The organism is Streptomyces sp. NBC_01445, assembly GCF_035918235.1.
GTDB lineage: Bacteria > Actinomycetota > Actinomycetes > Streptomycetales > Streptomycetaceae > Streptomyces.
The window spans coordinates 5,986,945-6,009,926 of the sequence record NZ_CP109485.1 but is presented as its reverse complement, the minus strand read 5'-3'; the positions used below and the strand labels follow the sequence as shown (position 1 = coordinate 6,009,926).

Here is a 22,982-nt window from a genome sequence, read left to right as displayed (position 1 = left end):
TCGCGGCGGCCGTGGTGTGGCTCGGGAGCAATGGCGCGTACGACGCCCCGTCGGCGTGGGCGCGGCTCGTGGCTGGCCGCAGCGCCTACGGCGCCTCGTCGGCCGGGTTTCGGCCCGTGAGGGAGGCCAGGGTGGTGCGGACGTGGTCCATGTGGGCGCGGACCTCGTCCCACTTCTCGCCGTGCTCGCGCAGCACCCGCTCCGTCTCGCGGCCCACGCCCTCCTCGTGCAGGGTCGCCTCCGCGAGGAGCTCCGCGGCGCGGGCCTCGGCGTCCTCCTGGCCGTGCCGGGCCGACTCCTCCGTCTCGGCGAACGCCCGCCTCGCCTCGGAAAGACGCCCCTCGGCCCGCGCCAGGCGCTCCGCGTCGCGCGCGTCCGCCGCGGCCTCCTGCCCGGCGAGCTCCCGCTCGGCCTCGTCCCGCCGCTCGGCGTGGTCCTTCTCCTGACCTGCGAGGGTCGCCCGGGTCCGCTCCCGCGCCTCGTCCAGCGCCGCAAGCGCTTCCTCGCGCCACGCCTTCGCCTCGTCACGTGCGGCGGCGCGGGCCCCGTCGGCCGTGGCCCGGTCGGCGTTCAGCCGCTCGTCGGCCCACTGCTCGGCCTCGGCCAGTACGGCGTCGGCCGCGGCGCGGGCCGCCTCGCGCGTCTCCCGCGCATCGGCCTCGGCGTCCGCCGTGATCCGCCGGACGGAATCGGCGGCAGACGCCCGTACCCCGTCCGCCTCCTCCTCGGCGAGGGCGAGGATCTCGCGGGCGCGGTCGCCGAGGGACTCGTACGTCTGGGGGGCGAGCTGGGTCACGGCCAGGCGCAGCCGCTGCGCCTCGGCCTCCAGCTCCTCGACCTGGGCGGCCAGGAGGGCGGCGCGCTCGCGGGCGTCGTCGCGGGCCCCGGACAGCTCGGCGGCCAGCGCGTCCACCGGCCCGGGACGATAGCCGCGGCCCCGTCCCGCGACGAAGCCATGGGGCGACACCGACGTACCGCTGCTCATCCTTGATTCCCCTCTTAGCCGCTTCGGCTCTCCTACCCAGCACTCGATCGAGCCGAAGCGCTCAAAACAAGACACTCCGCCCAACCCACTCGACAAGGATGCGCCAAATATTGCTGAAAGTCGGAATCGGGAGCCCGGGGAGCGAGGCAGCTCACACCCTGCCCCGTCCGTGAAGGGCGCACAGAGAAAGAGGGACCCAGAGAAAGAGGAGAGGCGCGCGACCGATACGGTCGCGCGCCTCTCCTCGACTTCTGTGCTGCCGACGGGCTACAGCAGGCCGTCCCACATCTGCTCGAGCAGCACCGACCACCAGCCCTCCGGCGACGCGAGCGCCGCCGGGTCGACGGCGGCCAGCTGCGCCTGGAAGTCGACGGTCCAGCGGCCCGCCTGCTCCTGATTGAGCCCGAACCGCAGCGGCCACATCCGGCCGAGCACCGCGAGGCTGCGCGCGAACTCGGGCAGACCCGTGTTCACGAACTGCGGCGGCACCGGCGCACCGCCGGGACCCGCCTCCACCGGCACGGCCACGATGTTCGCCGTGCCGTACTGGACACAGATCGCCCGCCCGAAGTCACTGCCCATCACGAGGTACGAACCCGCGTCCGCCGCGGGCTGCACCCCCCGCTCCTGCGCCAGCTCGGCGAGCGTCGGCACCGGACGGCCCGGCTGAGCCTGCGCCCAGAAGAACGGCCCGAAGTCGGCGGGCAGCCCTGCCACGACAAGGGTGTGCGCCACGAGGTCCGGCACGCCCTGACGGGACACGGCCCGCTGGTCGAACCGGAACACCCCGGGACCGAACGCAGCGGCCAGCTCCTGCCCGACCGCCTCCGGCGGAACCGGCGGCATCGGCTGCGCGGGCGGCAGCGGCGCACGCACCGGCGCGAGCCGCGCCGGACCGTCCGCCACCTGGTGCAACTCGCCCTGGTGCGCGATCAGCTGCTGCATGCCCTGCTGGCGCGACGCGTGGTCCCTGCCGTACGGGGCGATGGACGTGATCCTGGCCTGCGGCCACTGCTCACGGATCATGCGGGCGCAGTACGCGCCCGGCAGCTCGCAGGACTCCAGCTCCGTGTGCAGCTCCAGAACCTGGTCCGGCGGGACGTTCATGCCGCGCAGCTCATGGAAGATCTGCCACTCCGGGTGCGGCGTACCGGGCGCCGAGCGGCGGATCAGCTGCTGCTCCGAGCCGTCGGGCGCGCGGTAGCGCAGCACGGCCTGGTAGCCGGGCCCGACGGTCGGCTGACCGGTGGGCTGCGGATACCCGTACGAGGCCGGGGGCGGACCGCCAGGAACCTGCTGCCCGGGCATGGGCGGCGGCATCGGCATCCCGCCCGGCGCCTGCGGCGGCGCGGGAGGAGGCATGCCGGGACCGACCTGACCGGGACCGGCCAGCATCGTCGCGGCGTGATGAACACCGCCACCGGGAGCCCCGGGCGCACCAGGTGCCCCGGGCACGCCGGGCGCCGCCGGCGGGGGCGGCGTACCGGGACCGGCCGGACCCGGCTGGGCCAGCATGGTCGCGGCGTGGTGCACGCCACCGGGCGGCGTACCCCCGGGGGCGCCGGGCGGGCCGGGAGGCTGCGGCGCACCGGGAGTTCCGGGGGCGCCGGGCGGCTTGGGGGCACCCGCACCGGGCACGCCGGGCGGACCGGGCGGCTTGGGAGCCCCCGGAGTGCCGGGCGCGCCGGGCGGCTTGGGCGCGCCGGGGCCACCCATGCTCGGGTCCGCCAGCATCGTCGCGGCGTGGTGCACACCGCCGGGCGGCGTACCACCCGGAGCGGGCGGGGCCTCGGGCCCGTCGGGACCGAGCTGCGAAACGAGCTGCGTCGGAACGTAGCCGCCCGCCGGGGTACCCGGAGCGCCGGGCCCCGAGGGCCGCGCGCCGGGAGTGCCCGGGGCACCGGGCGGCGGAGGAGTCGTCGCGCCACCACCGCGCGCACCGCGGGGCGGACCCTGCGCCTTGCTGGTCGCGGCGTCGGCGATGTCACCGGCCCCGGGCGCGAGCGGCCGCCCGGCCGCGTCCTGCCCGGCCGGCGGCGGAGCCTGCTGCGCACCCGGACCCTGCGGATAGCCGTACGCGTCAGGAGCACCCGGCGGCGGAGTCTGCTGCCGGCCCGGCCCCTGCGGGTAGCCGTAGTTCGGCGCGGCGCCGGGCGGCGGAGTCTGCTGCGCGGCGAAACCCTGCGGGTAGCCGTACGTGGGCGACGGAGTCTGCCCGCCCTGCGAACTCCCGTGCGCCTGCGGCACGTTGGGCGCAGGCGGAGTGCCCGGCCCCTGCGGGTAGCCGTAGTTCGGCGGCGCGCCGGGCGGCGGAGTCTGCTGCGCGCCGGGACCCTGCGGGTAGCCGTACGCGTCAGGAGCACCCGGCGTCGGGGCGCCCGGAGCGGCGGGAGCCGACCCGTCGAACGCCGGGGCCACCGCCGTGCGCGGGAGCTGGCTGCCGCCCGACATCAGCGCCGTCTTGGCCTCAGGAGCGGCGGTCGGCGCAGGCACGTCGCCCTCGTCCACCAGCGGCGGCGCGAACACCGTCGCCGGAGGCGCGACCGAGCGGTCCTCCTCCTCGTCCGCGTTCGTGTCCGTACCGGCCCACGGAGTCGCCCCGGAAGGCGTCGCGGGCGAAGCGGGCCACGGCGTCGCGCCACTGCCCGCGTCGGCGGCCACCGGCGCCGGGGCGGCCGGCCCAGGCACGGACGCACCCGAACCCGATCCCGCACCGGAGACAGCACCCGTACCCGTACCGGAGACAGCACCCGTACCAGCACCAGCAGACGCGCCAGACCCGCCGGCAGAAGACGCATCCCCCCGCCGATCCGGAATGCCCAGCTTGTCCGCCGCCTCCTGGAGCCACTCCGGAGGGCTCAACAGGAACGACGTCTGATTCAGATCCACCCGCTCCGGCGGCGCGTCCGACGGCTCCGGCGAAGCCTCCGGCAGCCCGTACTCCTCCTCGTACCGCCGGATCACCTCACCCACCGGCAGCCCCGGCCACAGCGAAGCGTCCCCGCTGTCACGCGCGATGACGAGCCGCTGGCGCCCGCCGTCGGACACCGGACCACCGTCGCGGTCCTCCGCCCACACCACGAACCCCAGCTCGAACTCCCGCACCCGCACCTCACGGTGCTGATAGCCGGGCACATCCCCGTTGATCCACTCTTCGGCGCGCTCCTGCGCCTGCGCGAACGTCACCATCGGACACTCACCCCTCGTCCGGGACAGTCGAAGCAGCCGGCACGGCGACGCCGGAGGCGTCCACCGCACTCGCGAAACCGCCGTCCACCATCAGGTTCGCCACCGTCTCCAGCTCCGGCGGATTGCCCGCGAGCCGGGCCAGGAACGCATCGAAGTCGTCACCGCACGGCAGCAGCAGACGCTCCACCCGCTCGGCGACCGACCACCCGGCCGTGTCCCCGCTGTCCCGCGCGTCGTCATACGCGCAGAACCACACCGAACCCGCCCGATCACCCTTGACCTTCACGGCAAGAATGCCGCCCTGCACGAACCCCACACCCAGATAGTCCTTGGTCAGGTGATCACGCAGGCACTTGTTCACGTACACCAGATCGTTCACCGCGGCCTCGTCCCGCACCGTGAAGAACGGCTGGTCCACCAGAAGCCCCAGCTCGGCATCCAGCGCCGCCCCCACCGGAGCACACCCGCCCGCCGCCTTCAAGAACGCCCGGTACGCACCCGGCAACCGGTACCCCAAGTCCTCCTCGGCACCCAGGACCTGCTGCTCGGTCACCGCCACCGACGACTTCGGCAGCCCGAAATGCGCCGGCCGCGTCTCCTGCAACGGACGCGTCCCCCGCTTGCCGTGATCCACGGCAGCCGTCGCGAGACCACCGTGATGCCGCAGCAGCGCCTTCACCTCGACCGGCACCAACTCCATGCGACGACTGCCCGGCACGTGATGCCAGGTCCAGCCGTGCGGCGTCGCCACCGGCACGATCGTGTCCCACAAGTCATGCCCGGCCGCGGCCAACGCCGCATTCGCCGACACATAGTCCGTCAACCGCAGCTCATCGACCCCGAACCCCTCCGGGGGCTCGGCGATCTCCGCCGCGGCACGCGCGTAGGCCGAAAAATCCGGATAGCCGTTCCCGTCGATCCGTACGCCCCTGGGATGGCGCGCAGCACGGACCGGGTCCGGGAAGTGCACGACCTGCCCGGCGTAGGCCGCGTTCGGCGGCGCGGCTTGCTGCCCGAGCCGACCTGTCGTCATGGCGGTTGCCCCCTGCGGCACTGTTATGGATCGCGGATAGCGACAGCCTATGCGGTTGTACGACACCGGTCACCGGCCCTCCGGTTCCATGACCAGCAGTCACCCCACCGTGACGATGAGCCCACGCTCCCGCGTGTCGCCGCGCCCCAGCTTCCGCACCACCGGCCGCATTTGGCAGTCTGTGCACGCAACCCGGGGGATTGCAGGAGGGGAAGCACCACATGCAGAGCAGCACCGCACCGTCATCCGACACAGCCGTCGTACCGGCCCAGGAACCCGACACCGGGCACCCGGCCACCGCCGACGGCGCCTCCGGCGACCCACGCGTCGGCTGGAGCAGCGCCGACGACGCGCCCGCCCCGGCCCTGCGCCAGCGCCGCGACGGCATCCTGCCCACCGTCGCCGCCGCCCTCTCCGTCCGCGGCACCACACTGACCAGCACCGCCGCCCGCGGCGAACACGCCCCCGCCCTGCACCCGCTCGTCCAGGACTTCCTCGACACCCTCACCAGCGCCCAGCGCGACCGCTTCACCGGACGCTGCGCCGAAACGATCCTCATCTCCCGCCACCTCACGGCCGCCGACGAGGAACGCTCCAAACGCGCCCGCCGCAAACCCATGACCAACGGCGAAGCCCGCAAAGCCCTCAAACACGCCAAACTCACCACCCGCCGCATCCGCGAGGACGGCGACCCCCTGCACGGCGGCTTCGCCCGCCCCTGCCGCGCCTGCGCCGCACTCACCGCCCACTTCGGCGTCCACGTCGTGGACCCGGCCACGGACACCACCGGCTGACCGGCACACCAGAACACCCACGCACCACCGCAGGCAGCAGCAGAACAGGACGAGGCCACCCCACATGACCGCCGACCGCACCCGCTTCACCGCACCCGTCGACGCCGCACTGCGCGCCGCCGGCTGGCAGCCCGGCCGCTGGGACATCAAACAGGCCGAATTCTGGGCCGACGCCCTGCGCACCCACGTATCCCCCGCAGGCCACCGCCACACCGTCTTCCCCGCCGCCGTCGAGGCCTGGGCCGAATTCGGCGGACTCCACCTCACCCCACAGGGCCCCGGCCGCCAGATAGCACCCGCCCAGCCCCACCTCGACCCACTCCACGGCCTCCACATGGCCCGCACCCTCGGCGACCTCGGCCGCGCCCTCGACACCGAGGTCTGCCCCCTCGGCGCCGAATCCGGCTCCGAAGCCCTCCTCGCCATCGACACCGAAGGCCGCGTCTACGCCCTCGACCACAGCGGCGACTGGTACCTCGGCCCCGACATCGACCACGCCCTGGAAACCCTCATCAACGGCACCCAGCCCACCCGCCTGACAGCGGCATAGCGCGCCACACCCCCACCGGACCCACGACCTACGTCGCCGGCAACACCGCCGACACCCGGTACCCGCCCGCATCCGTCGGCCCGCACACGAACACGCCACCCAGGCCCGTCACCCGCTCCCTCATGCCGACCAGCCCGTTCCCCCCGCTCGGCAGCCGCACACCAGCCGCCGAATCCACGTCCGGCGGCGGCTCGTTCTCCACCTGCATCGCGAACTCCGACACCCGGTGAGCAAGACGCACATACGTCTTCGCACCCGCCGCGTGCTTGTGCACGTTCGTCAGCGCCTCCTGCACCACCCGATACGCCGCCTGCTCCACCACCGCGACATACGACCGCGCATCACCCTCGACCAGCAGCTCCACCACCATGCCCGCCGCCCGCGACTGACCCACCAGCTCATCCAGATCACCCAGACACGGCCCGTCCTCCTCATCAACGGCCCGCGACGCCGCAGCCGCAGCCGCCACACCCACCGCCGCCAACGGCACCCCCGCACCAGGCTCACGCCCACCGCCACCCGACCGCATCACCCCGAGCATCTCCCGCAACTCGGTCAACGCCTGCCGGCCCATGTCCCCCACCAGCGCCGCGTTCTTCACGGCCTTCTCCGGATCCTTACGGGCCACCGCCTGCAACGCCGCCGCATGCACCACCATCAGACTCACCCGGTGCGCCACCACGTCATGCATCTCCCGAGCGATCCGCGTCCGCTCCTCACCCCGCGCCCACTCGGCCCGCTCCTCCGCACGCTCAGCAAGCAACTGAAGCTCCCGCTCCAGCGAATCCGCCCGCTCCCGCAGACTCTCCATCAGACGCCGCCGCGCACCGACATAAAGCCCCAGCAGCAACGGCGGAGCGGTCACACCCAACGACGTCGTGATGGCGACGAACGGAACGAACCAGTCCCCCACCCGCACGAGATTCCCGTGCCCCACGTCCTGCTGCGCCCGCACCACCGACACGATCAGCGTCCCGACGAACGACATCCCCGCCAGAGCACCGATGATCCGCCGCGGCATCTCGGACGCGGCCAGCGTGTACAGACCCACCACGCTCAGCAGCACACCCATCCGGGCCGGAGTCACCGCGACCCCGATCAGCACCACCGCGATCGGCCACCGCCGGCGCAGCACCAGCGTCGCCCCGGCAAGCACCCCGAAAACAACACCCACGGCCGCCGGCACCCCGGCGTCCCGCGCGAACCCGACCCCCTCCACCCCGCACTCCACCGCCGACGCGACGGCCAGCCCGACATCGAGCACGGCACTACGCCGCCGCTCCCACCACCACGGCCCCCCGGCCGTCCGGTGCATTTCCCCCGTCGTGGTCATGCCGTCCAGCCTACGGGCGGGGAGTGCCCCTTTTCCGGTGAGTTTCCGCGACAGCCCTCTGCCACGGGCACCAATCGAACAGAAGCGAAACCAGCTGGTATCCCTCGAACTGTTGGCCCATATGCAAATACGACCCCACCCACCCGCATCCGGAACGAGCCTGTGCCTATGACACAGACCACAGGCAAATACACGGACTTCGAGGGACTGCGGGAGCGGGCGGTCGCGCTGCGACGGGAGGGTCTCAGCCTTCGGCAGATCGGCGACGCACTGGGGGTACGCAGCAAGGAGACCTTGAGCCGCCTCGTCAAGGGCGAACCTCCGGCCGAGCGGAACAAGCGCCCCAACGCAAAAGACGACCTGCGGGACCAGGCGCGGAAGCTACGCGAGCTGGGGCGGACCTACAACGAGATCCAGGCCGAGCTGGGCTGTTCGAAGAGCTCGGTCTCGCTATGGGTCCGAGACATGCCCAAACCTGAGGCCAGGTGCACACCCGAGGAACAGCGTGCCCGCATGAATGCGGGCCTCGCCCAGCTGCGCGCCACTCAAGACAGCGAGCGCCAAGAGGTGAAGCGCGAGGCCGCTGAAGCAGTCGGCCCTCTGTCCGATCGCGAACTCTTCCTGACCGGCGTGGCCCTCTACTGGGCCGAAGGCACCAAGAGCAAGCCCTATCGCCGCTCCGAGGCCCTTCAGTTCATCAACAGCGATCCCAACGTGATCCGGCACTTCGTGCGCTGGCTCGAGCTGCTCGACGTCACTGCCGATCGCCTGACGTTGCGCGTCAGCATTCACGAGTCGGCCGACATTGCGGCAGCGGAGGCGCACTGGGCAGAGGTTGTCGGCGTCGACGCTTCCGTATTCAAGCAAGCCCACGATCAAGAAACACAACCCGCGAACCGTCCGGAAGAACACCGGCGTGAACTACCACGGCTGCCTCGTGATCTATGTCCGGCAAAGCGCCGAGTTGTACCGTCGCATGGAAGGCGCTTGGTACGGCATAGTGTTGGGAGCCCGGCCGACAGCCTGACGAAATGTCCGACTTAGGCCGTTTCCATCCCCCGTGGTGTAATTGGCAGCACTGTGGCTTTTGGTGCCATCTGTCCGGGTTCAAGTCCTGGCGGGGGAGCTCACGGCGTCGCGCGGCCCGGCGAGTCGGCAAGGCCCGCCCCCATTTCGCGCCCACAACGCCCCGGTATCCTGCGGATGTCCCCCCAACGAAGCATCCGAAGCCGAAGGGCACACCCGTGAGCGCCAACAGCCCCCGCCCGGCCGCCGTCGTCGTTCTTGCAGCGGGTGAGGGCACCCGTATGAAGTCGGCCACACCCAAAGTCCTGCACGAGATCAGTGGGCGCTCGCTCGTCGGGCATGTGCTCGCCGCCGCGCGGGAGTTGAGCCCCGAGAACCTGGTCGTCGTCGTGGGTCACGAGCGGGACCGGGTGCGTGAGCATCTCGCCGGGATCGATCCGGACGCCCGTACCGCCGTGCAGGAGCAGCAGAACGGCACGGGGCATGCCGTGCGGATGGGGCTCGAGGAGCTCGGTGGGGTTGTCGAGGGCACGGTGATCGTCGTGTGCGGTGATACTCCGCTGCTGACGGGCGAGACGCTGATGCACCTGTCGGCGACGCACACGGGTGACGGCAATGCGGTGACGGTGCTGACGGCCGAGGTTCCGGATGCGACCGGTTACGGCCGGATCGTGCGGGACGGGGCGTCGGGTGCGGTGACGGCGATCGTCGAGCACAAGGACGCGAGCGAGTCGCAGCATGCGATTCGTGAGATCAACTCGGGTGTGTTCGCGTTCGACGGTGCGTTGCTGGCGGATGCGCTGGGCAAGGTGCGTACGGACAACAGCCAGGGTGAGGAGTACCTCACGGACGTGCTCGGCATTCTGCGGGAGGCGGGTCATCGTGTCGGCGCGTCGGTGGCCGCCGACCACCGTGAGATCGCGGGTATCAACAACCGTGTGCAGCTGGCCGAGGCGCGTCGCACGCTGAACGACCGGCTTCTTGAGCGGGCGATGCTCGCGGGTGTGACGATCGTGGATCCGGCGTCGACGTGGGTCGATGTGACGGTGGGCTTCGAGCGGGATGCGATCGTGCATCCGGGTACGCAGCTGCTGGGTGCGTCGTGGCTGGGTGAGGGTGCCGAGGTGGGTCCGAACACGCGGCTGACGGACACGCGGGTCGGTGCGGGTGCGCGGGTCGACAACACGGTGGCGGACGGCGCGGAGGTGGGCGAGGGCGCGTCGGTGGGTCCGTTCGCGTATCTGCGTCCTGGTACCCGTCTGGGTCTCAGGGCCAAGATCGGTACGTACGTGGAGACGAAGAACTCGACGATCGGCGAGGGCACGAAGGTGCCGCACCTTTCCTACGTCGGTGACGCGACGATCGGTGACTACACGAACATCGGTGCTGCGAGCGTCTTTGTGAACTACGACGGCGAGGCCAAGCACCACACGACTGTCGGGTCGCATTGCAAGACGGGGTCGGACAACATGTTTGTGGCTCCTGTCACGGTCGGGGACGGTGCGTACACCGCTGCGGGGTCGGTGATCACGAAGGATGTGCCGGCGGGTTCGCTGGCCGTGGCCCGTGGCCAGCAGCGGAATATCGAGGGTTGGGTGGCCCGTAAGCGTCCGGGGAGTGCGGCTGCGAAGGCGGCTGAGGAGGCGTCCCGGGAGGCCGGCAGCGACGGCTGACCGGAAACAGGTGCGTCCGACACGGCGTACCGTGATAGGTGCACACGATTCGGCTGCCTCGCTGCTAATGGGACGAGCGGGCGCAGCGGCGGAAGAACGCGTCTGAGGAGACAAGTGCTGTGAGCGGGATCAAGACGACCGGCGAGAAGAAACTGATGCTCTTCTCCGGCCGCGCCCACCCCGAGCTTGCCGAGGAGGTCGCGCACGCTCTCGGTGTCGGGATCGTTCCGACCAAGGCATTCGACTTCGCCAATGGCGAGATCTATGTCCGCTATCAGGAGTCCGCTCGCGGCGCTGACTGCTTCCTGATTCAGAGCCACACGGCTCCGATCAATAAGTGGATCATGGAGCAGCTCATCATGATCGATGCGCTGAAGCGTGCGTCGGCCCGCTCCATCACGGTGATCGTGCCGTTCTACGGTTACGCCCGTCAGGACAAGAAGCACCGTGGACGTGAACCGATTTCGGCGCGTCTGGTGGCTGACCTGATGAAGACGGCGGGTGCGGACCGCATTCTGACGGTGGATCTGCACACGGACCAGATCCAGGGCTTCTTCGACGGCCCGGTGGACCACCTGTTCGCGCTGCCGATCCTGGCGGACTACGTGGGGGCGAAGGTCGACCGTGCCAAGCTCACGGTGGTGTCTCCGGACGCCGGCCGTGTGCGGGTGGCGGACCGCTGGTGCGACCGCCTCGGCGCGCCGCTGGCGATCGTGCACAAGCGTCGTGACAAGGACGTGGCGAACCAGGTCACCGTGCACGAGGTCGTCGGTGATGTGAAGGGCCGTGTGTGTGTCCTGGTCGACGACATGATCGACACGGGTGGCACGATCTGTGCCGCGGCGGACGCGCTGTTCGCGCATGGTGCGGAGGATGTCATCGTGACGGCGACGCACGGTGTGCTTTCGGGTCCGGCGGCGGATCGTCTGAAGAACTCGAAGGTGAGCGAGTTCGTGTTCACGGACACGCTGCCGACGCCGGGTGAGCTGGAGCTGGACAAGATCACGGTGCTGTCGATCGCGCCGACGATCGCGCGTGCGGTGCGTGAGGTCTTCGAGGACGGTTCGGTGACGAGCCTGTTCGAGGAGCAGGCGTAGTCGCTCTGAGGGCTCTGGGGCTCTTCTAGATCGATTTTGGGGCGGCCTTCCCGCCGGGTAGACTCACGGAGTTGCTCGGCGAGGGAGGCCGCACTGTTATGTGCGGCGGTCCGTTATCGACGCGCTCTTCGTAGCAGGCCCGTTCGTGGCCGGGTGACCACCTTTCCCCTTTTCTACGAGGAGTGCACATGGCTGAGATCAAGCTTGCCGCCGAGGTCCGTACCGAGTTCGGCAAGGGTGCTGCCCGCGCCGTCCGCCGTGAGAACAAGGTTCCCGGTGTCATCTACGGTCACGGCGCCGAGCCGGTTCACGTGACGCTGCCGGGCCACGAGCTGCTGCTCGCCCTGCGTACGCCGAACGTTCTGCTGTCCCTGGACGTCGACGGCAAGACCGAGCTGGCGATCCCGAAGGCTGTTCAGCGTGACGCCATCAAGGGTTACCTGGTGCACGTCGACCTGCTCACCGTCATCAAGGGTGAGAAGGTCACGGTCGAGGTCGCCGTCGAGACCGAGGGCGACCTGGCTCCGGGCAGCTTCCTCGTCGAGAACGTGCTGAACACGCTGTCCGTCGAGACCGAGGCCACGCACATCCCGACCTCCGTCACCGTGTCGATTGCGGGCCTGGAGGGCGGCGACGCCATCCACGCCAAGGACGTCACGCTGCCGTCGGGCACGACCCTGGTCACCGACCCCGACGCCGTCGTCATCCAGATCCTGGCCGCGCAGGCCGAGGAGCCGGCTGCCGAGGGTGCCGAGGCCGAGGGCGCCGAGGCCTGAGCCGTACGCTCTGCTTGACGGGGTGGCGGGCCACTGCGGCCCGCCACCCCGTCTTTTCATGTTCGTGTCCGTCTGTTGTACGTGAGGAGACGCGGTCCCGATGACGACCGATGCCACTGCCCCCTGGCTCATCGTGGGTCTCGGGAACCCCGGGCCCGAGTATGCGATGAACCGGCACAACGTGGGCTTCATGGTGGCCGATCTGCTCGCGGAGCGGATCGGCGGCAAGTTCAAGCGGGCGGGCAAGGCTCAGGCGCAGGTGCTCGAGGGGCGGATCGGTGCGCCGGGTCCGCAGAACCGCCGGGTGATTGTGGCGAAGCCGATGTCGTTCATGAATGTGTCGGGTGGTCCGGTGACGGGTCTGCGGGATTTCTACAAGGTGCCGGTCGGCAACATCGTGGCGATCCATGACGAGCTGGACATCGACTACGGGACGATGCGGCTGAAGCTGGGCGGTGGCGACAACGGGCACAACGGTCTGAAGTCGATCACGAAGTCGATGGGTGCGGACTATCACCGGGTGCGGTTCGGGATCGGGCGTCCGCCGGGGCGTATGCAGGTGGCGGACTTCGTTCTGAAGGACTTCTCGTCGACGGAGCGCAAGGAGCTGGACTACCTGGTGGACCGGGCGGCGGACGCGGTGGAGTGTCTGGTCACGGAGGGTCTGGAGCGGGCGCAGAGCGCGTACAACTCCTGATCTGTCGAGTGAGTTGACCGGGCATCTCGGCAGGTCACGGGCATCTCGACCGGGACCTGCCCGGTTTTCTTGACTCTTTGCGGGGCCATGGCCAAGGATCGCCGCCATGCTCTCGTACACCCGGCGGGCCGCGATGACGGTCGTGGCCCTGCTGATCCTGATCGCGGGCGTCCGGGCGTCCTGGGCGTCGGCGCAGCACGTGATGCTCACCAAGGGCCGTGAGCGGGGCACGATGACGGTGACGCGGTGCACCGACGGCACGTGCGCCGGCCCTTACGCGCCTCTGTCGCCGGGTTCGCAGCCCCGCGCCCGTGTCGTCATCGACCGGTCGATCGCGGAGAAGAAGGGCGCGCGTATCCCGGTGGTGGTGAAGCCCGGCTCGGATGAGGTGGTGCGCTCGGGGGCTGCGGGGTTCTTCCACGCGTGGGTCCCGCTGGGCGGCGCGCTGCTGCTGGCCGCGGTGGTGATCGCGGGCGGGCTGCGTCTGACGCGCTGGGCATGGGTGACGGCAGCCACCGGGGTCGCGTTGCTGAGTGCCGCGTTCGCGACGCTCACCTGGTGAACTGCCGTCCTGTCCCCACTGGTTGATCAGCCGGTGTTGCGCAGGCCCGCCGCGACGCCGTTGACGGTGAGCAGGAGTGCCCGTCCGAGCAGCGGGTCCGGCTCGTTGCCGGCGGCCGCGTCGTCGCGCTGGCGCTTGAGCAGGGCCACCTGGAGGTACGAGATCGGGTCCAGGTAGGCGTCGCGGATCGAGAAGGTCTGCTGGAGCACCGGCTGTGTGTCCAGGAGTTCCTGGCCGCCGGTGATGCGCAGTACCTCTCGTACGGTCAGCTCGTGCTCGGCCTCGATGTCGGCGAAGACGTGCTTCAGCTCGTCGGGGACGAGCGTGTCGACGTAGTGCCGGGCGATCCGCAGGTCCGTCTTCGCGAGGGTCATCTCGACGTTCGACAGGAAGTTGCGGAAGAAGTGCCAGTGCTCGCTCATCTCGTCGAGCACGGTGCCGAGGCCGGCCTCGCGCAGTGCCTTGAGGCCGGAGCCGACGCCGAACCAGCCGGGCACGATCTGCCGCGACTGGGTCCAGCCGAACACCCACGGGATGGCGCGCAGGCCGTCGAGCGAGACGCCCGAGCCGGGGCGGCGGGAGGGCCGCGAGCCCAGGTGCAGGTCGGCGAGCTGGTCCACCGGGGTGGAGGCGAGGAAGTACGTCGGCAGGTCCGGGTCCTCGACCAGCTTGCGATACGCGGCGTGCGCGGCGTCGGAGACGACGTCCATGGCCGCGTCCCAGCGGGCGAGGGCCTCGTCGGACTGGCGGGGCGCGGTGTGCAGCGCGGACGCCTGGAGGGTGGCGGCGACGGTCAGTTCGAGGTTCTCGCGGGCCAGGGACGGCACGAGGTACTTGTCGGAGATGACCTCGCCCTGTTCGGTCACCTTGATCTCGCCCTCGAGGGTGCCCCACGGCTGGGCGAGGATCGCGTCGTGCGAGGGGCCGCCGCCGCGGCCGACGGTGCCGCCGCGGCCGTGGAAGAGGCGCAGGCGCACGCCGTAGCGGTGGGCGACGTCGCGCAGCCGGCGCTGGGCGCGGTGGATCTCCCACTGGGAGGTGGTGATGCCGCCGAACTTGGAGGAGTCCGAGTAGCCGAGCATGACTTCCTGGACGTCGCCGCGCAGGGCGACGAGGCGCCGGTAGGAGGGGTCGGCGAGCATCTCGTCGAGGATGACGTCGGCGGCGCGCAGCTCGTCGGTGGTCTCCAGGAGCGGCACGATGCCGATCTTGGCCCAGCCGCCGTGCAGGTCGATGAGTCCGGCCTCGCGGGCGAGGACGGCGGCGGCGAACACGTCGTCGGCGCCCTGGCACATCGAGATGATGTACGACTCGATGACCTCGGGTCCGAAGACGTCGAGGGCGCGCTTGACGGTGTGGAAGACGCCGAGGGTCTTCTCGCCGGCGGCGTCGAGGGGGGCGGGCGAGGGGGCGAGCGGCCTGCGGGACCTGAGCTCCTTGGCGAGGAGCTTCTGGCGGTACTCGCGGGGCATGTCGGCGTAGCGCCAGGACTCCTCGCCGAGCCGGTCGAAGAGCTGGCCGAGCGCGTGGTGGTGGGCGTCGGCGTGCTCGCGTACGTCCATGGTGGCGAGCTGGAGGCCGAACGCGGCGAGCGTGCGGATGGTGCGGTTCATCCGGCCGTCGGCGAACAGGGCGCCGCGGTGCTCGCGCAGGGATGTCTGGATGAGCGTGAGGTCGTGGAGGAGTTCGCCGGTGCCCAGGTAGTCGCGGCCGTCGTCGTGGGCGGTTCCCTTGGCGAGGCGCTCCTTGGTGTTCTCCAGCTTCTGCCGGATGCAGGTGGCCTTGAGCCGGTAGGGCTCCTCGGAGTTGAGGCGCTTGTAGCGGGGGCTGATCTCCGGGAGGCGCTCCAGGTCGTTCTGGAGGGAGGTGAGGAGTTCCTCGGTGGCGCCGGTGTAGCGGATGGAGTTCGACAGGAAGCCGCGCAGCTCGTCGATGAGCTCCAGGGCGTCGTTGATGCCGTGCTCGTGCTGGAGGATCAGGACGTCCCAGGTGACGGCGGGTGTGACGTTCGGGTTGCCGTCGCGGTCGCCGCCGATCCAGGTGCCGAAGGTGAGGGGGCGGGTGGCGTCGGGCAGGGTGACGCCGACGCGCTGCAGCTCGGCGGTGAGGTCCTCGAGGACGTCACCGACGGCGCCGGCGTGGAGCTCGTCGAGGTAGTAGATCGCGTTGCGCGCCTCGTCGGTGGGCTCGGGGCGTACGACGCGCAGCTCGTCGGTCTGCCACACCAGGTCGATGTTCTCGGCGAGGCGGGTGTCGTAGCGGCGGCGGTCGGCCTCGATGACGGGGGTCTCGAGGAGCTCGGCGACGCGGCGCAGCTTGTTGAGGACGGAGCGCCGGGCGGCCTCGGTCGGGTGGGCGGTGAACACCGGCCGTACGTTCAGGTGCTGGACCGTTTCGCGCAGGTGCTCCGCGTCGGCGTCCTTGAGCCGGTCGGCGGTGCGGGCGAGGAGGCTGCCCTCGGCGGCGCGGCGGGCGCGCAGCTCGCGGCCTCGGTGTACCTGCTCGGTCACGTTCGCCAGATGGAAGTACGTCGAGAAGGCGCGGACCAGCTTGGCCGCGGTCTCCAGTTCCGTGTCACCGAGCAGGCGGGCGGCGGCCTCGCCGTCCTCCCGGGTGAGGCGGCGGACCTTCTCGACCAGTTCGAGGAGCTCGGGGCCCTCCTGGCGTACGAGCGTCTCGCCGAGGAGGTCGCCGAGTCGGCGGATGTCGGCGCGCAGCTCGGCGCTGGATGTGGCCTCACGGCTCTGGTCGTCGGCACTGCTCACAGGTGCGGCTCCTTGCAGTGTTGAAGCACGTCTGGGAGGGAAACCCCGGGAACCGGGTATGAGTCCCGGGTGGAGATACAGAGCGGACCGCGCTGTCCGACCGTTTCCAAGGATAGGTGTCCGCCGGTGAGGGCCGTTTCCGGGCCTCTTGCCGCTCGCCTCCGCGCTGCCATACTTACGACGCCGTAGGTTACGGACGCGTAGTAAAAGTTCTCAGCACCACATCCCCGTCCTCAAACCTGTCTCAACCCTCGACCCCACAGGGGACGCCCCATGACACCAAGCCCCGATCTGATCGATGACGCCCCGGGGGCGTCGTCGGGCGATTCGACCGGCGCTTCGCTGCCCTCCGCCACGCTCGGCGGTGAGCAGAAGCGTTCGCTGGAGCAGCTCGCGCTGCTGCTCTTCATCACCGTTCCGTTCCTGGCGCTGGTCGCGGCGGTGCCGCTGGCCTGGGGCTGGGGTGTGAGCTGGCTCGACCTCGGCCTCCTGGTGTTCTTCTACTACCTGGGCTGCCACGGCATCACGATCGGCTTCCACCGGTATTTCACGCACGGTTCCTTCAAGGCGAAGCGGCCGCTGCGGATCGCTCTGGCGGTCGCCGGCTCGATGGCGGTCGAGGGTCCTCTCGTGCGCTGGGTGGCGGATCACCGCAAGCACCACAAGTTCTCCGACGCGGAGGGTGACCCGCATTCGCCGTGGCGGTTCGGTGAGACGCTGCCCGCGCTGATGAAGGGCCTGTGGTGGGCGCATATCGGCTGGATGTTCGACGAGGAGCAGACTTCGCAGGAGAAGTACGCACCCGATCTGGTGAATGATCCGGCCATAAGGGCGATCTCGCGTCAGTTCATTTTCTGGACGATGCTCTCGCTGGCTCTGCCGGCGCTGATCGGCGGCCTGGCGACGATGTCGTGGTGGGGCGCGTTCACGGGCTTCTTCTGGGGCTCGCTGGTGCGGGTGGCGCTGCTGCACCACGTCACGTGGTCGATCAACTCGATCTGTCACGCCGTCGGCAAGCGGCCCTTCAAGTCGCGTGACAAGTCCGGCAACGTGTGGTGGCTGGCCGTCCTGTCGTGCGGCGAGTCGTGGCACAACCTGCACCACGCGGACCCGACGTCGGCGCGGCACGGTGTGATGCGCGGCCAGGTGGACTCGTCCGCGCGGCTGATCCGCTGGTTCGAGCAGCTGGGCTGGGCGCGTGACGTGCGCTGGCCGTCGAAGGAGCGGATCGACTCCCGCCGCAAGCCGCAGGCCGCTGACGCGGCATGATGGAGCCCGTGGCGACCGATCCGAACTCTGCGAGCCCAGCCGGCAACGACAAGCCCCGGCGCGCGCGCCGCACCCGGATGACCGGTGCGGAACGCCGCCAGCAGCTGCTCGAGATCGGTCGCACCCTCTTCGCCGCGAAGGGCTTCGAGGGCACGTCGGTGGAGGAGATCGCGGCGAAGGCCGGGGTCTCCAAGCCGGTGGTGTACGAGCACTTCGGCGGCAAGGAGGGCCTCTACGCGGTCGTCGTGGACCGTGAGATGCGCCAGCTCCTCGACATGGTGACCGGCTCCCTGACGGCCGGGCACCCGCGCGAACTGTGCGAGCAGGCCGCCTTCGCGCTCCTCGACTACATCGAGGAGTACACGGACGGCTTCCGCATCCTGGTCCGCGACTCCCCGATCCCGCAGTCCACGGGCTCGTTCGCCTCGCTGATCTCCGACATCGCGACGCAGGTCGAGGACATCCTGGGCCGCGAGTTCAAGAACCGCGGCTTCGACCCGAAGCTGGCGCCGCTGTACGCGCAGGCGCTGGTCGGCATGGTCGCCCTTACGGGCCAGTGGTGGCTGGACGCCCGTAAGCCGAAGAAGGCCGAGGTCGCCGCGCACCTGGTGAACCTGGCGTGGCACGGCCTGGACGGTCTGGAGCCGAAGCCGCGGCTGATTGGGCACCGCAAGAGCTAGGGAGCGTCGGGGGTGACCGGTTCGAGGAATTCGAGCCGGTTGCCCGCGGGGTCGTCGGCGTAGAAGCGGCGGTGGCCCGGCAGGTCCCCGTCCCAGGTGATCCTCACGCCGTGCGCCGCGAGCCGCGCCGCGTACGTCTCGATCCCCGTGACCCGTAGTCCCAGGTGGGCCTTGCGGGCCGGCCGACTGCGACATTTTCGGCTTCCGCCTCCGGCGGGGGCCCGCTCGATTCCCAGGTGCAGCCGCACCTGGCCCGCTTCGAACCAGCAGCCCCCGCGCGCCGCGAGTGCCGGGGGCTTCGGCGTCTCCGTCATGCCGAGCGCGTCCCCGTAGAACCGGCGCAGCGCGTCCTCGGATCCCGCGGGGGCGGCGAGCTGTACGTGGTCCAGGGCCCGGAGCATCAGGTGTCCGCCGGTTTGCGGGCCACCGCGAACAGGCGGCGGAAGGGGAAGACCGTGCCCTGCGGTGTCGCGGGGTAGGCGGTGCGGAGCTGGGCGCGGTAGTCGGTCAGGAATTCGTCCGTGGCCTGCGGGTCGTCCGCGAGGGCGGTCAGGACGGGGCGCAGGCCCGTGCCCTTGACCCAGTCGAGGACCGGGTCCTCGCCCTGGAGGAGATGCAGATACGTCGTCTCCCAGACGTCCGCGTCGCAGCCGAGCGCGGTGAGCTTGTTCAGGTACTGCTCGGGGGTGTGGACGGCGTCCGCGTGGCGCAGCGTGTCGCCGAGCCGGTCCCGCCACCGCGCCGACCGGGCGAGTTCGCGCATCAGTACGTGGCTGGGGGCGTCGAAGTTGCCGGGGACCTGGAAGGCGAACGTGCCGCCGGGGGCGATGCCGGCCAGCCAGTCGGGGAAGCGGTCGGTGTGGCCGGGGACCCATTGGAGCAGGGCGTTGGAGACGATCAGGTCGAAGGGCTCGGCGGGGGTCCAGGTGGCCGCGTCGGCGGGGGCGAAGTCGAGGAGGTCGGTAGCGTGGGCCGCGGCCTTCTCCAGCATCTGCGGGGAGTTGTCGTAGCCGGTGATCCTCGCCTTCGGCCAGCGCCGGGCGAGCAGGGCGGTGACGTTGCCCGCGCCGCAGCCGAGGTCGGCGATCCTCGCCGGGTCGCCCTTGACGCGGGCGAGGAGGTCGGCGAAGGGGCGGGTGCGGTGGTCCGCGTGGCGGAGATACTGCTGGGGGTCCCAGGTGGGTGAGCTCATGGCGGCCAGCATCCTCCCGGATTTATCTCGATGTCAAGATAGTTGAATTCAAGAGACTTCATGTCGAGGGACCCACTAGACTGATCGTCATGGAGGACGAGGTCGACCGGCTGGTCGCAGCGTGGCGCCGAGAACGCCCTGACCTCGACGTGGAGCCCCTAGAGGTGCTCAGTCGGGTCAGCAGGCTGGCGCGTCATCTTGACCGGGCCCGGCGCCTGGCGTTCGCCGAGCACCAGCTGGAGCCGTGGGAGTTCGACGTACTGACGTCCCTGCGGCGGGCCGGCGCCCCCTATCAGCTCTCCCCCGGACAGCTCCTCACACAGACCCTCGTCACCTCCGGCACGATGACGAACCGTATCGACCGGCTCGCCAAGAAGGGTCTCGTCGAGCGCCTCCCCGACCCGAGCGACCGACGCGGCGTCCTGGTGCGGCTGACCACCGAGGGGCAGGACCGCGCCGACCAGGCGCTCGCCGGCCTCCTCGCGCAGGAGCGGGCGATCCTCGCGGAGCTGTCCCGCACCCAGCGCGGCGAACTGGCGGGCCTGCTGCGACAGTTGACCGCGCCGTTCGACAACATCCCCGGCTAGGACCGTCAGACCCTGGGCCCCAGTCGTACGGGTTCTTGTTCCTAGGACGCCGCTTCCAGGTCCGCGGGCCCGACACCGGCCCTGCGCGCCAGCGCCACCGCCGCGAGCGTGGAGTGGACCCCGAGCTTGCCCAGCACGTTCTGCATGTGTGTACGGACCGTGTGCGGGGACAGGAACAGGCGCTCGGCGACCGCCTTGCGGCCGAGGCCCGCGACCATGCAGCGCAGCACCTCGCGCTCACGCGGCGTCAGGGACTCCACCAGGCGCTCGGAGTCGGTGCGGTGCTTGCGGGCCGCGGTCAGCTCCCGCAGAACGCTCGTGAGCAGGGCGGGCGGCAGATGCGTCTCGTCGCGCAGGACGCCCCGGATGACCGTGAGCAGCCGCGAGAGCGAGCAGTCCTTGGCGACCCAGCCGGAGGCGCCCGCCTGGAGCGCGAGGGCCGCGCGGCGCGGGTCGTCCTTCTCGGCGAGCACCACGGTCCGAACGGTGGGCTGGCCCGAACGGACGCCCGCCACCAGGGAGATCCCGTCGACCAGGCCGTCCTGGCCGGGCGCCGTGTCGGGCACTGCCGTCGCCGGGCGCGGGCCGTGCAGGGCCGCTCCCAGATCGGCGTCGACGAGGAGGACGTCGAACCGGCGCCCTTCCGCCGCCGCGCGGTCCATGCAGCGCAGTGCGGCGGGGCCGCTGCCGGCCGCTGACACGTCCACGTCGGGCTCGGCGGCGAGAGCCGCGGCGAGCGACTCGGCGAAGATGCGGTGGTCGTCGACGACCAGGACTCGGATGCGAACCACGTGTATAACCCCCTCCCCCAAGCTCCTCGCGGAGCAGGGGATTCCCCGGCGCCGGGAGGCTGTCCGGCACAGGTACAGCGCCCGAAGAGGCAGGTCGTCGCGGTCGCACGGCCGCCGCCGTGCTCGTACCGCCACCCCCGCTCCGGGCGTCGTACCCGGCTGTCTCGCCCCCTGATCAGCACCGGCCCCCACCGGTGCTGTGCTCAGAGTAGGGCCGCGGGCCAGGAGCGGAAGGCAATTTGCAGAACTGGTTGGCCTGCGCGTTTATGGTGAGGCGTATGTTTCGTATTGAGACAGAAGTCGACAAACAGCGGCGCGATCTTCTTCACTTCCGGCTGCGGGAGGCGAATACCGCGGCGTCGGCGGAGCTCAGGTCGCTGCGGGGGACGCCCGAGGAACGTGAAGTGCCGCTCCAGGTCTGGGCGTTGGACGAGAGCGGCGAGATCGCCGGCGGCCTGGACGGGCACACCTGGGCGACCTGGCTCCACGTGAACCTGCTCTGGGTGGACGACCGCCACCGCGCGAAGGGCCTCGGCTCCCGCCTCCTCGCGGAGGCGGAACGCATCGCCCACGAGGACCGCTCCTGCCACGGCGCCCGAGTGGAGACCTGGGACTTCCAGGCGCCGGGCTTCTACCGCCAGCACGGCTACGAGCTGGTGTGTGTGATCCCCGACTATCCGCCAGGGATCAAGGAGTTCACGCTCACCAAGCGCCTGGGATGAGCACGCCCCGCCCACGCGGCAAATCATGCGCGGAGCGCACCATGGGGCACAGCACCGACCACCCGCCGGGGACCAAGGAGTTCACTCCTACGAAGCGGCTGGGGTGAGTTTGTGAGCTCCCGCCGACGGGACCGCGGGGAAGACGCGGGGGGCCGTGTAGCCCGCCGAAACGAACGCCTCCGTGATCGACTTCGTCACCGCGTCCGCGTCCGGCTCCTCCACCAGGACGATCGCGGAGCCGCCGAAGCCACCGCCCGTCATCCGGGCACCGAGCGCGCCCGACGCGTTCGCGGTGTCCACGACCAGGTCCAGCTCGGCGCAGGAGATGCGCAGGTCGTCGCGGAGCGAGACGTGGCCCTCGGTGAGGACCGGGCCGATCGCCCGTACGTCACCGGCGTCGAGAAGGTCGATGACCCGCTCGACGCGGTGGTCGTCGCAGACGATGTGGCGGACGTAGCGCACGACCCGCTCGTCGGTGAGGTCCGCCAACTCGGCGAGTGCTGCGGGCAGTTCGGCGTACGACACGTCGCGCAGGTGCGAGACGCCGAGCGCGCGGGCGCCCTCTTCGCAGCCCGCGCGGCGCTCCGCGTACGCGCCGTCGCCCAGCTCGTGCTTGACGCGGGTGTCGACGACGAGCAGCTGGAGGCCCTGCGCGGCCAGGTCGAAGGGGACCTGGCGGGTGGACAGGTCGCGGCAGTCCAGGTGCAGGACGTGGCCCTCGGTGGCGCACGCCGACGCCATCTGGTCCATGATCCCGCAGGGCACGCGCACGAAGTCGTTCTCGGCACGCTGCGCGATCCGCGCCAACTCGGGCCCGGTGAGCCCCAGTTCGAAGAGGTCGTTGAGCGCGAGCGCGGTGACGACTTCGAGTGCGGCCGACGAGGACAGGCCCGCGCCGGTCGGCACGGTCGACGCGAGGTGGATGTCGGCGCCGGTGACGGTGTGCCCGGCCTCGCGCAGCGCCCATACGACGCCCGCCAGGTACGCGGCCCAGCCGCCCTGCCCGAACTCGGAGAGCGGGGTCAGTTCGTCGGCCCGCAGTTCGGCGATCGGCGCGTCGATGTCCGCGGAGTGCAGCCGCAGGACGCCGTCGGTGCGGCGCGCGACGGCGGCCACCGCGGTGTGCGGCAGCGCGAGCGGCATCACGAAGCCCTCGTTGAAGTCGGTGTACTCGCCGATGAGGTTCACGCGTCCGGGCGCGGCCCAGACCCCCTCGGGCTCGTATCCGTACAGATCGCTGAACTGCGAGGCGACGGACATG

At 70.8% G+C, this 22,982-nt stretch carries 20 protein-coding genes, 1 tRNA gene and 1 pseudogene; 13 read left to right on the top strand and 9 right to left on the bottom strand.

Features of this window, described 5'->3' with window-relative positions; genetic code table 11:
* Nucleotides 1-85 precede the first annotated feature (85 nt).
* The 3 genes from OG574_RS27470 to OG574_RS27460 all read right to left on the bottom strand — a co-directional run bounded on the left by OG574_RS27470 (nucleotide 86) and on the right by OG574_RS27460 (nucleotide 5,207).
* Nucleotides 86-985: a cellulose-binding protein gene (locus OG574_RS27470; protein ID WP_326775376.1), complete on the bottom strand. Its 900-nt coding sequence runs from the start codon at nucleotides 983-985 to the stop codon at nucleotides 86-88.
* Between the two features lie 267 nt (nucleotides 986-1,252).
* On the bottom strand, nucleotides 1,253-4,174 hold the full coding sequence (locus tag OG574_RS27465; protein ID WP_326775375.1) for an SUKH-4 family immunity protein: 2,922 nt from the start codon (nucleotides 4,172-4,174) through the stop codon (nucleotides 1,253-1,255).
* Between the two features lie 7 nt (nucleotides 4,175-4,181).
* Nucleotides 4,182-5,207, bottom strand: a complete 1,026-nt coding sequence (locus OG574_RS27460; protein WP_326775374.1) for an SMI1/KNR4 family protein — start codon at nucleotides 5,205-5,207, stop codon at nucleotides 4,182-4,184.
* 221 nt (nucleotides 5,208-5,428) lie between these two features.
* Here OG574_RS27460 and OG574_RS27455 point away from each other — a divergent pair, with 221 nt between their 5' ends.
* Together OG574_RS27455 and OG574_RS27450 are read left to right on the top strand one after the other, a co-directional pair.
* Entirely contained in the window at nucleotides 5,429-6,001 is a 573-nt protein-coding gene (locus tag OG574_RS27455) for a YwqJ-related putative deaminase (protein WP_326775373.1), read from the top strand.
* 64 nt (nucleotides 6,002-6,065) lie between these two features.
* The gene (locus OG574_RS27450) at nucleotides 6,066-6,551 is read left to right on the top strand and encodes an SUKH-3 domain-containing protein (RefSeq protein WP_326775372.1); all 486 of its coding nucleotides are present in this window, start codon (nucleotides 6,066-6,068) and stop codon (nucleotides 6,549-6,551) included.
* Nucleotides 6,552-6,579: 28 nt separating this feature from the next.
* Here the strand turns inward: OG574_RS27450 and OG574_RS27445 are convergent, their stop codons facing one another.
* Nucleotides 6,580-7,884 (bottom strand): sensor histidine kinase, encoded by a 1,305-nt coding sequence (locus OG574_RS27445; RefSeq protein ID WP_326775371.1) that lies wholly within the window; start codon nucleotides 7,882-7,884, stop codon nucleotides 6,580-6,582.
* Nucleotides 7,885-8,052: 168 nt separating this feature from the next.
* Between OG574_RS27445 and OG574_RS27440 the strand changes: the two are divergent.
* The 7 genes and pseudogenes from OG574_RS27440 to OG574_RS27410 all read left to right on the top strand — a co-directional run bounded on the left by OG574_RS27440 (nucleotide 8,053) and on the right by OG574_RS27410 (nucleotide 13,715).
* Nucleotides 8,053-8,911 (top strand): annotated as a pseudogene (locus tag OG574_RS27440) (hypothetical protein).
* A 27-nt stretch (nucleotides 8,912-8,938) separates the two neighbouring features.
* Nucleotides 8,939-9,010 (top strand) — tRNA-Gln (locus tag OG574_RS27435).
* Between the two features lie 118 nt (nucleotides 9,011-9,128).
* A complete protein-coding gene (gene glmU / locus OG574_RS27430) occupies nucleotides 9,129-10,583 on the top strand; it encodes a bifunctional UDP-N-acetylglucosamine diphosphorylase/glucosamine-1-phosphate N-acetyltransferase GlmU (RefSeq protein ID WP_326775370.1) in 1,455 nt (484 codons plus the stop codon).
* A 119-nt stretch (nucleotides 10,584-10,702) separates the two neighbouring features.
* Nucleotides 10,703-11,680 (top strand): ribose-phosphate diphosphokinase, encoded by a 978-nt coding sequence (locus tag OG574_RS27425; protein WP_100596162.1) that lies wholly within the window; start codon nucleotides 10,703-10,705, stop codon nucleotides 11,678-11,680.
* A 188-nt stretch (nucleotides 11,681-11,868) separates the two neighbouring features.
* On the top strand, nucleotides 11,869-12,456 hold the full coding sequence (locus tag OG574_RS27420; RefSeq protein ID WP_326775369.1) for a 50S ribosomal protein L25/general stress protein Ctc: 588 nt from the start codon (nucleotides 11,869-11,871) through the stop codon (nucleotides 12,454-12,456).
* 100 nt (nucleotides 12,457-12,556) lie between these two features.
* On the top strand, nucleotides 12,557-13,153 hold the full coding sequence (pth, locus tag OG574_RS27415) for an aminoacyl-tRNA hydrolase (protein WP_326775368.1): 597 nt from the start codon (nucleotides 12,557-12,559) through the stop codon (nucleotides 13,151-13,153).
* 106 nt (nucleotides 13,154-13,259) lie between these two features.
* Nucleotides 13,260-13,715, top strand: coding sequence for a hypothetical protein (locus OG574_RS27410; protein ID WP_326775367.1), 456 nt, complete (start codon nucleotides 13,260-13,262; stop codon nucleotides 13,713-13,715).
* A 26-nt stretch (nucleotides 13,716-13,741) separates the two neighbouring features.
* Here the strand turns inward: OG574_RS27410 and ppc are convergent, their stop codons facing one another.
* Nucleotides 13,742-16,480 (bottom strand): phosphoenolpyruvate carboxylase, encoded by a 2,739-nt coding sequence (ppc, locus tag OG574_RS27405; protein ID WP_326775366.1) that lies wholly within the window; start codon nucleotides 16,478-16,480, stop codon nucleotides 13,742-13,744.
* Nucleotides 16,481-16,753: 273 nt separating this feature from the next.
* Here ppc and OG574_RS27400 point away from each other — a divergent pair, with 273 nt between their 5' ends.
* Both OG574_RS27400 and OG574_RS27395 read left to right on the top strand, forming a co-directional pair.
* On the top strand, nucleotides 16,754-17,749 hold the full coding sequence (locus OG574_RS27400) for an acyl-CoA desaturase (RefSeq protein WP_326775365.1): 996 nt from the start codon (nucleotides 16,754-16,756) through the stop codon (nucleotides 17,747-17,749).
* Entirely contained in the window at nucleotides 17,746-18,429 is a 684-nt protein-coding gene (locus OG574_RS27395; RefSeq protein ID WP_100596156.1) for a TetR/AcrR family transcriptional regulator, read from the top strand. The genes OG574_RS27400 and OG574_RS27395 overlap by 4 nt, the downstream gene beginning before the upstream one ends.
* Here OG574_RS27395 and OG574_RS27390 read toward each other — a convergent pair.
* Both OG574_RS27390 and OG574_RS27385 read right to left on the bottom strand, forming a co-directional pair.
* Nucleotides 18,426-18,830 (bottom strand): VOC family protein, encoded by a 405-nt coding sequence (locus OG574_RS27390; RefSeq protein ID WP_326775364.1) that lies wholly within the window; start codon nucleotides 18,828-18,830, stop codon nucleotides 18,426-18,428. The two genes, OG574_RS27395 and OG574_RS27390, sit on opposite strands and share 4 nt — an antisense overlap.
* Nucleotides 18,830-19,621 carry a trans-aconitate 2-methyltransferase gene (locus OG574_RS27385; protein ID WP_326775363.1) on the bottom strand — a complete coding sequence of 264 codons (792 nt, stop codon included), beginning with the start codon at nucleotides 19,619-19,621 and terminating at the stop codon, nucleotides 18,830-18,832. Before OG574_RS27385 ends, OG574_RS27390 begins: the two co-directional genes overlap by 1 nt.
* 89 nt (nucleotides 19,622-19,710) lie before the next feature.
* On the opposite strand from OG574_RS27385, the gene OG574_RS27380 reads away from it, so the two are divergent.
* Nucleotides 19,711-20,208 (top strand): MarR family winged helix-turn-helix transcriptional regulator, encoded by a 498-nt coding sequence (locus OG574_RS27380; RefSeq protein WP_100596154.1) that lies wholly within the window; start codon nucleotides 19,711-19,713, stop codon nucleotides 20,206-20,208.
* Between the two features lie 41 nt (nucleotides 20,209-20,249).
* On the opposite strand, the gene OG574_RS27375 is transcribed toward OG574_RS27380, so the two are convergent.
* Nucleotides 20,250-20,999 (bottom strand): LuxR C-terminal-related transcriptional regulator, encoded by a 750-nt coding sequence (locus OG574_RS27375; protein WP_100596153.1) that lies wholly within the window; start codon nucleotides 20,997-20,999, stop codon nucleotides 20,250-20,252.
* 266 nt (nucleotides 21,000-21,265) lie between these two features.
* Here OG574_RS27375 and OG574_RS27370 point away from each other — a divergent pair, with 266 nt between their 5' ends.
* A complete protein-coding gene (locus tag OG574_RS27370; RefSeq protein ID WP_326775362.1) occupies nucleotides 21,266-21,721 on the top strand; it encodes a GNAT family N-acetyltransferase in 456 nt (151 codons plus the stop codon).
* 87 nt (nucleotides 21,722-21,808) lie between these two features.
* Here OG574_RS27370 and galK read toward each other — a convergent pair whose 3' ends face one another.
* Nucleotides 21,809-22,981: a galactokinase gene (gene galK, locus OG574_RS27365; RefSeq protein WP_326775361.1), complete on the bottom strand. Its 1,173-nt coding sequence runs from the start codon at nucleotides 22,979-22,981 to the stop codon at nucleotides 21,809-21,811.
* Nucleotide 22,982 lies beyond the last annotated feature (1 nt).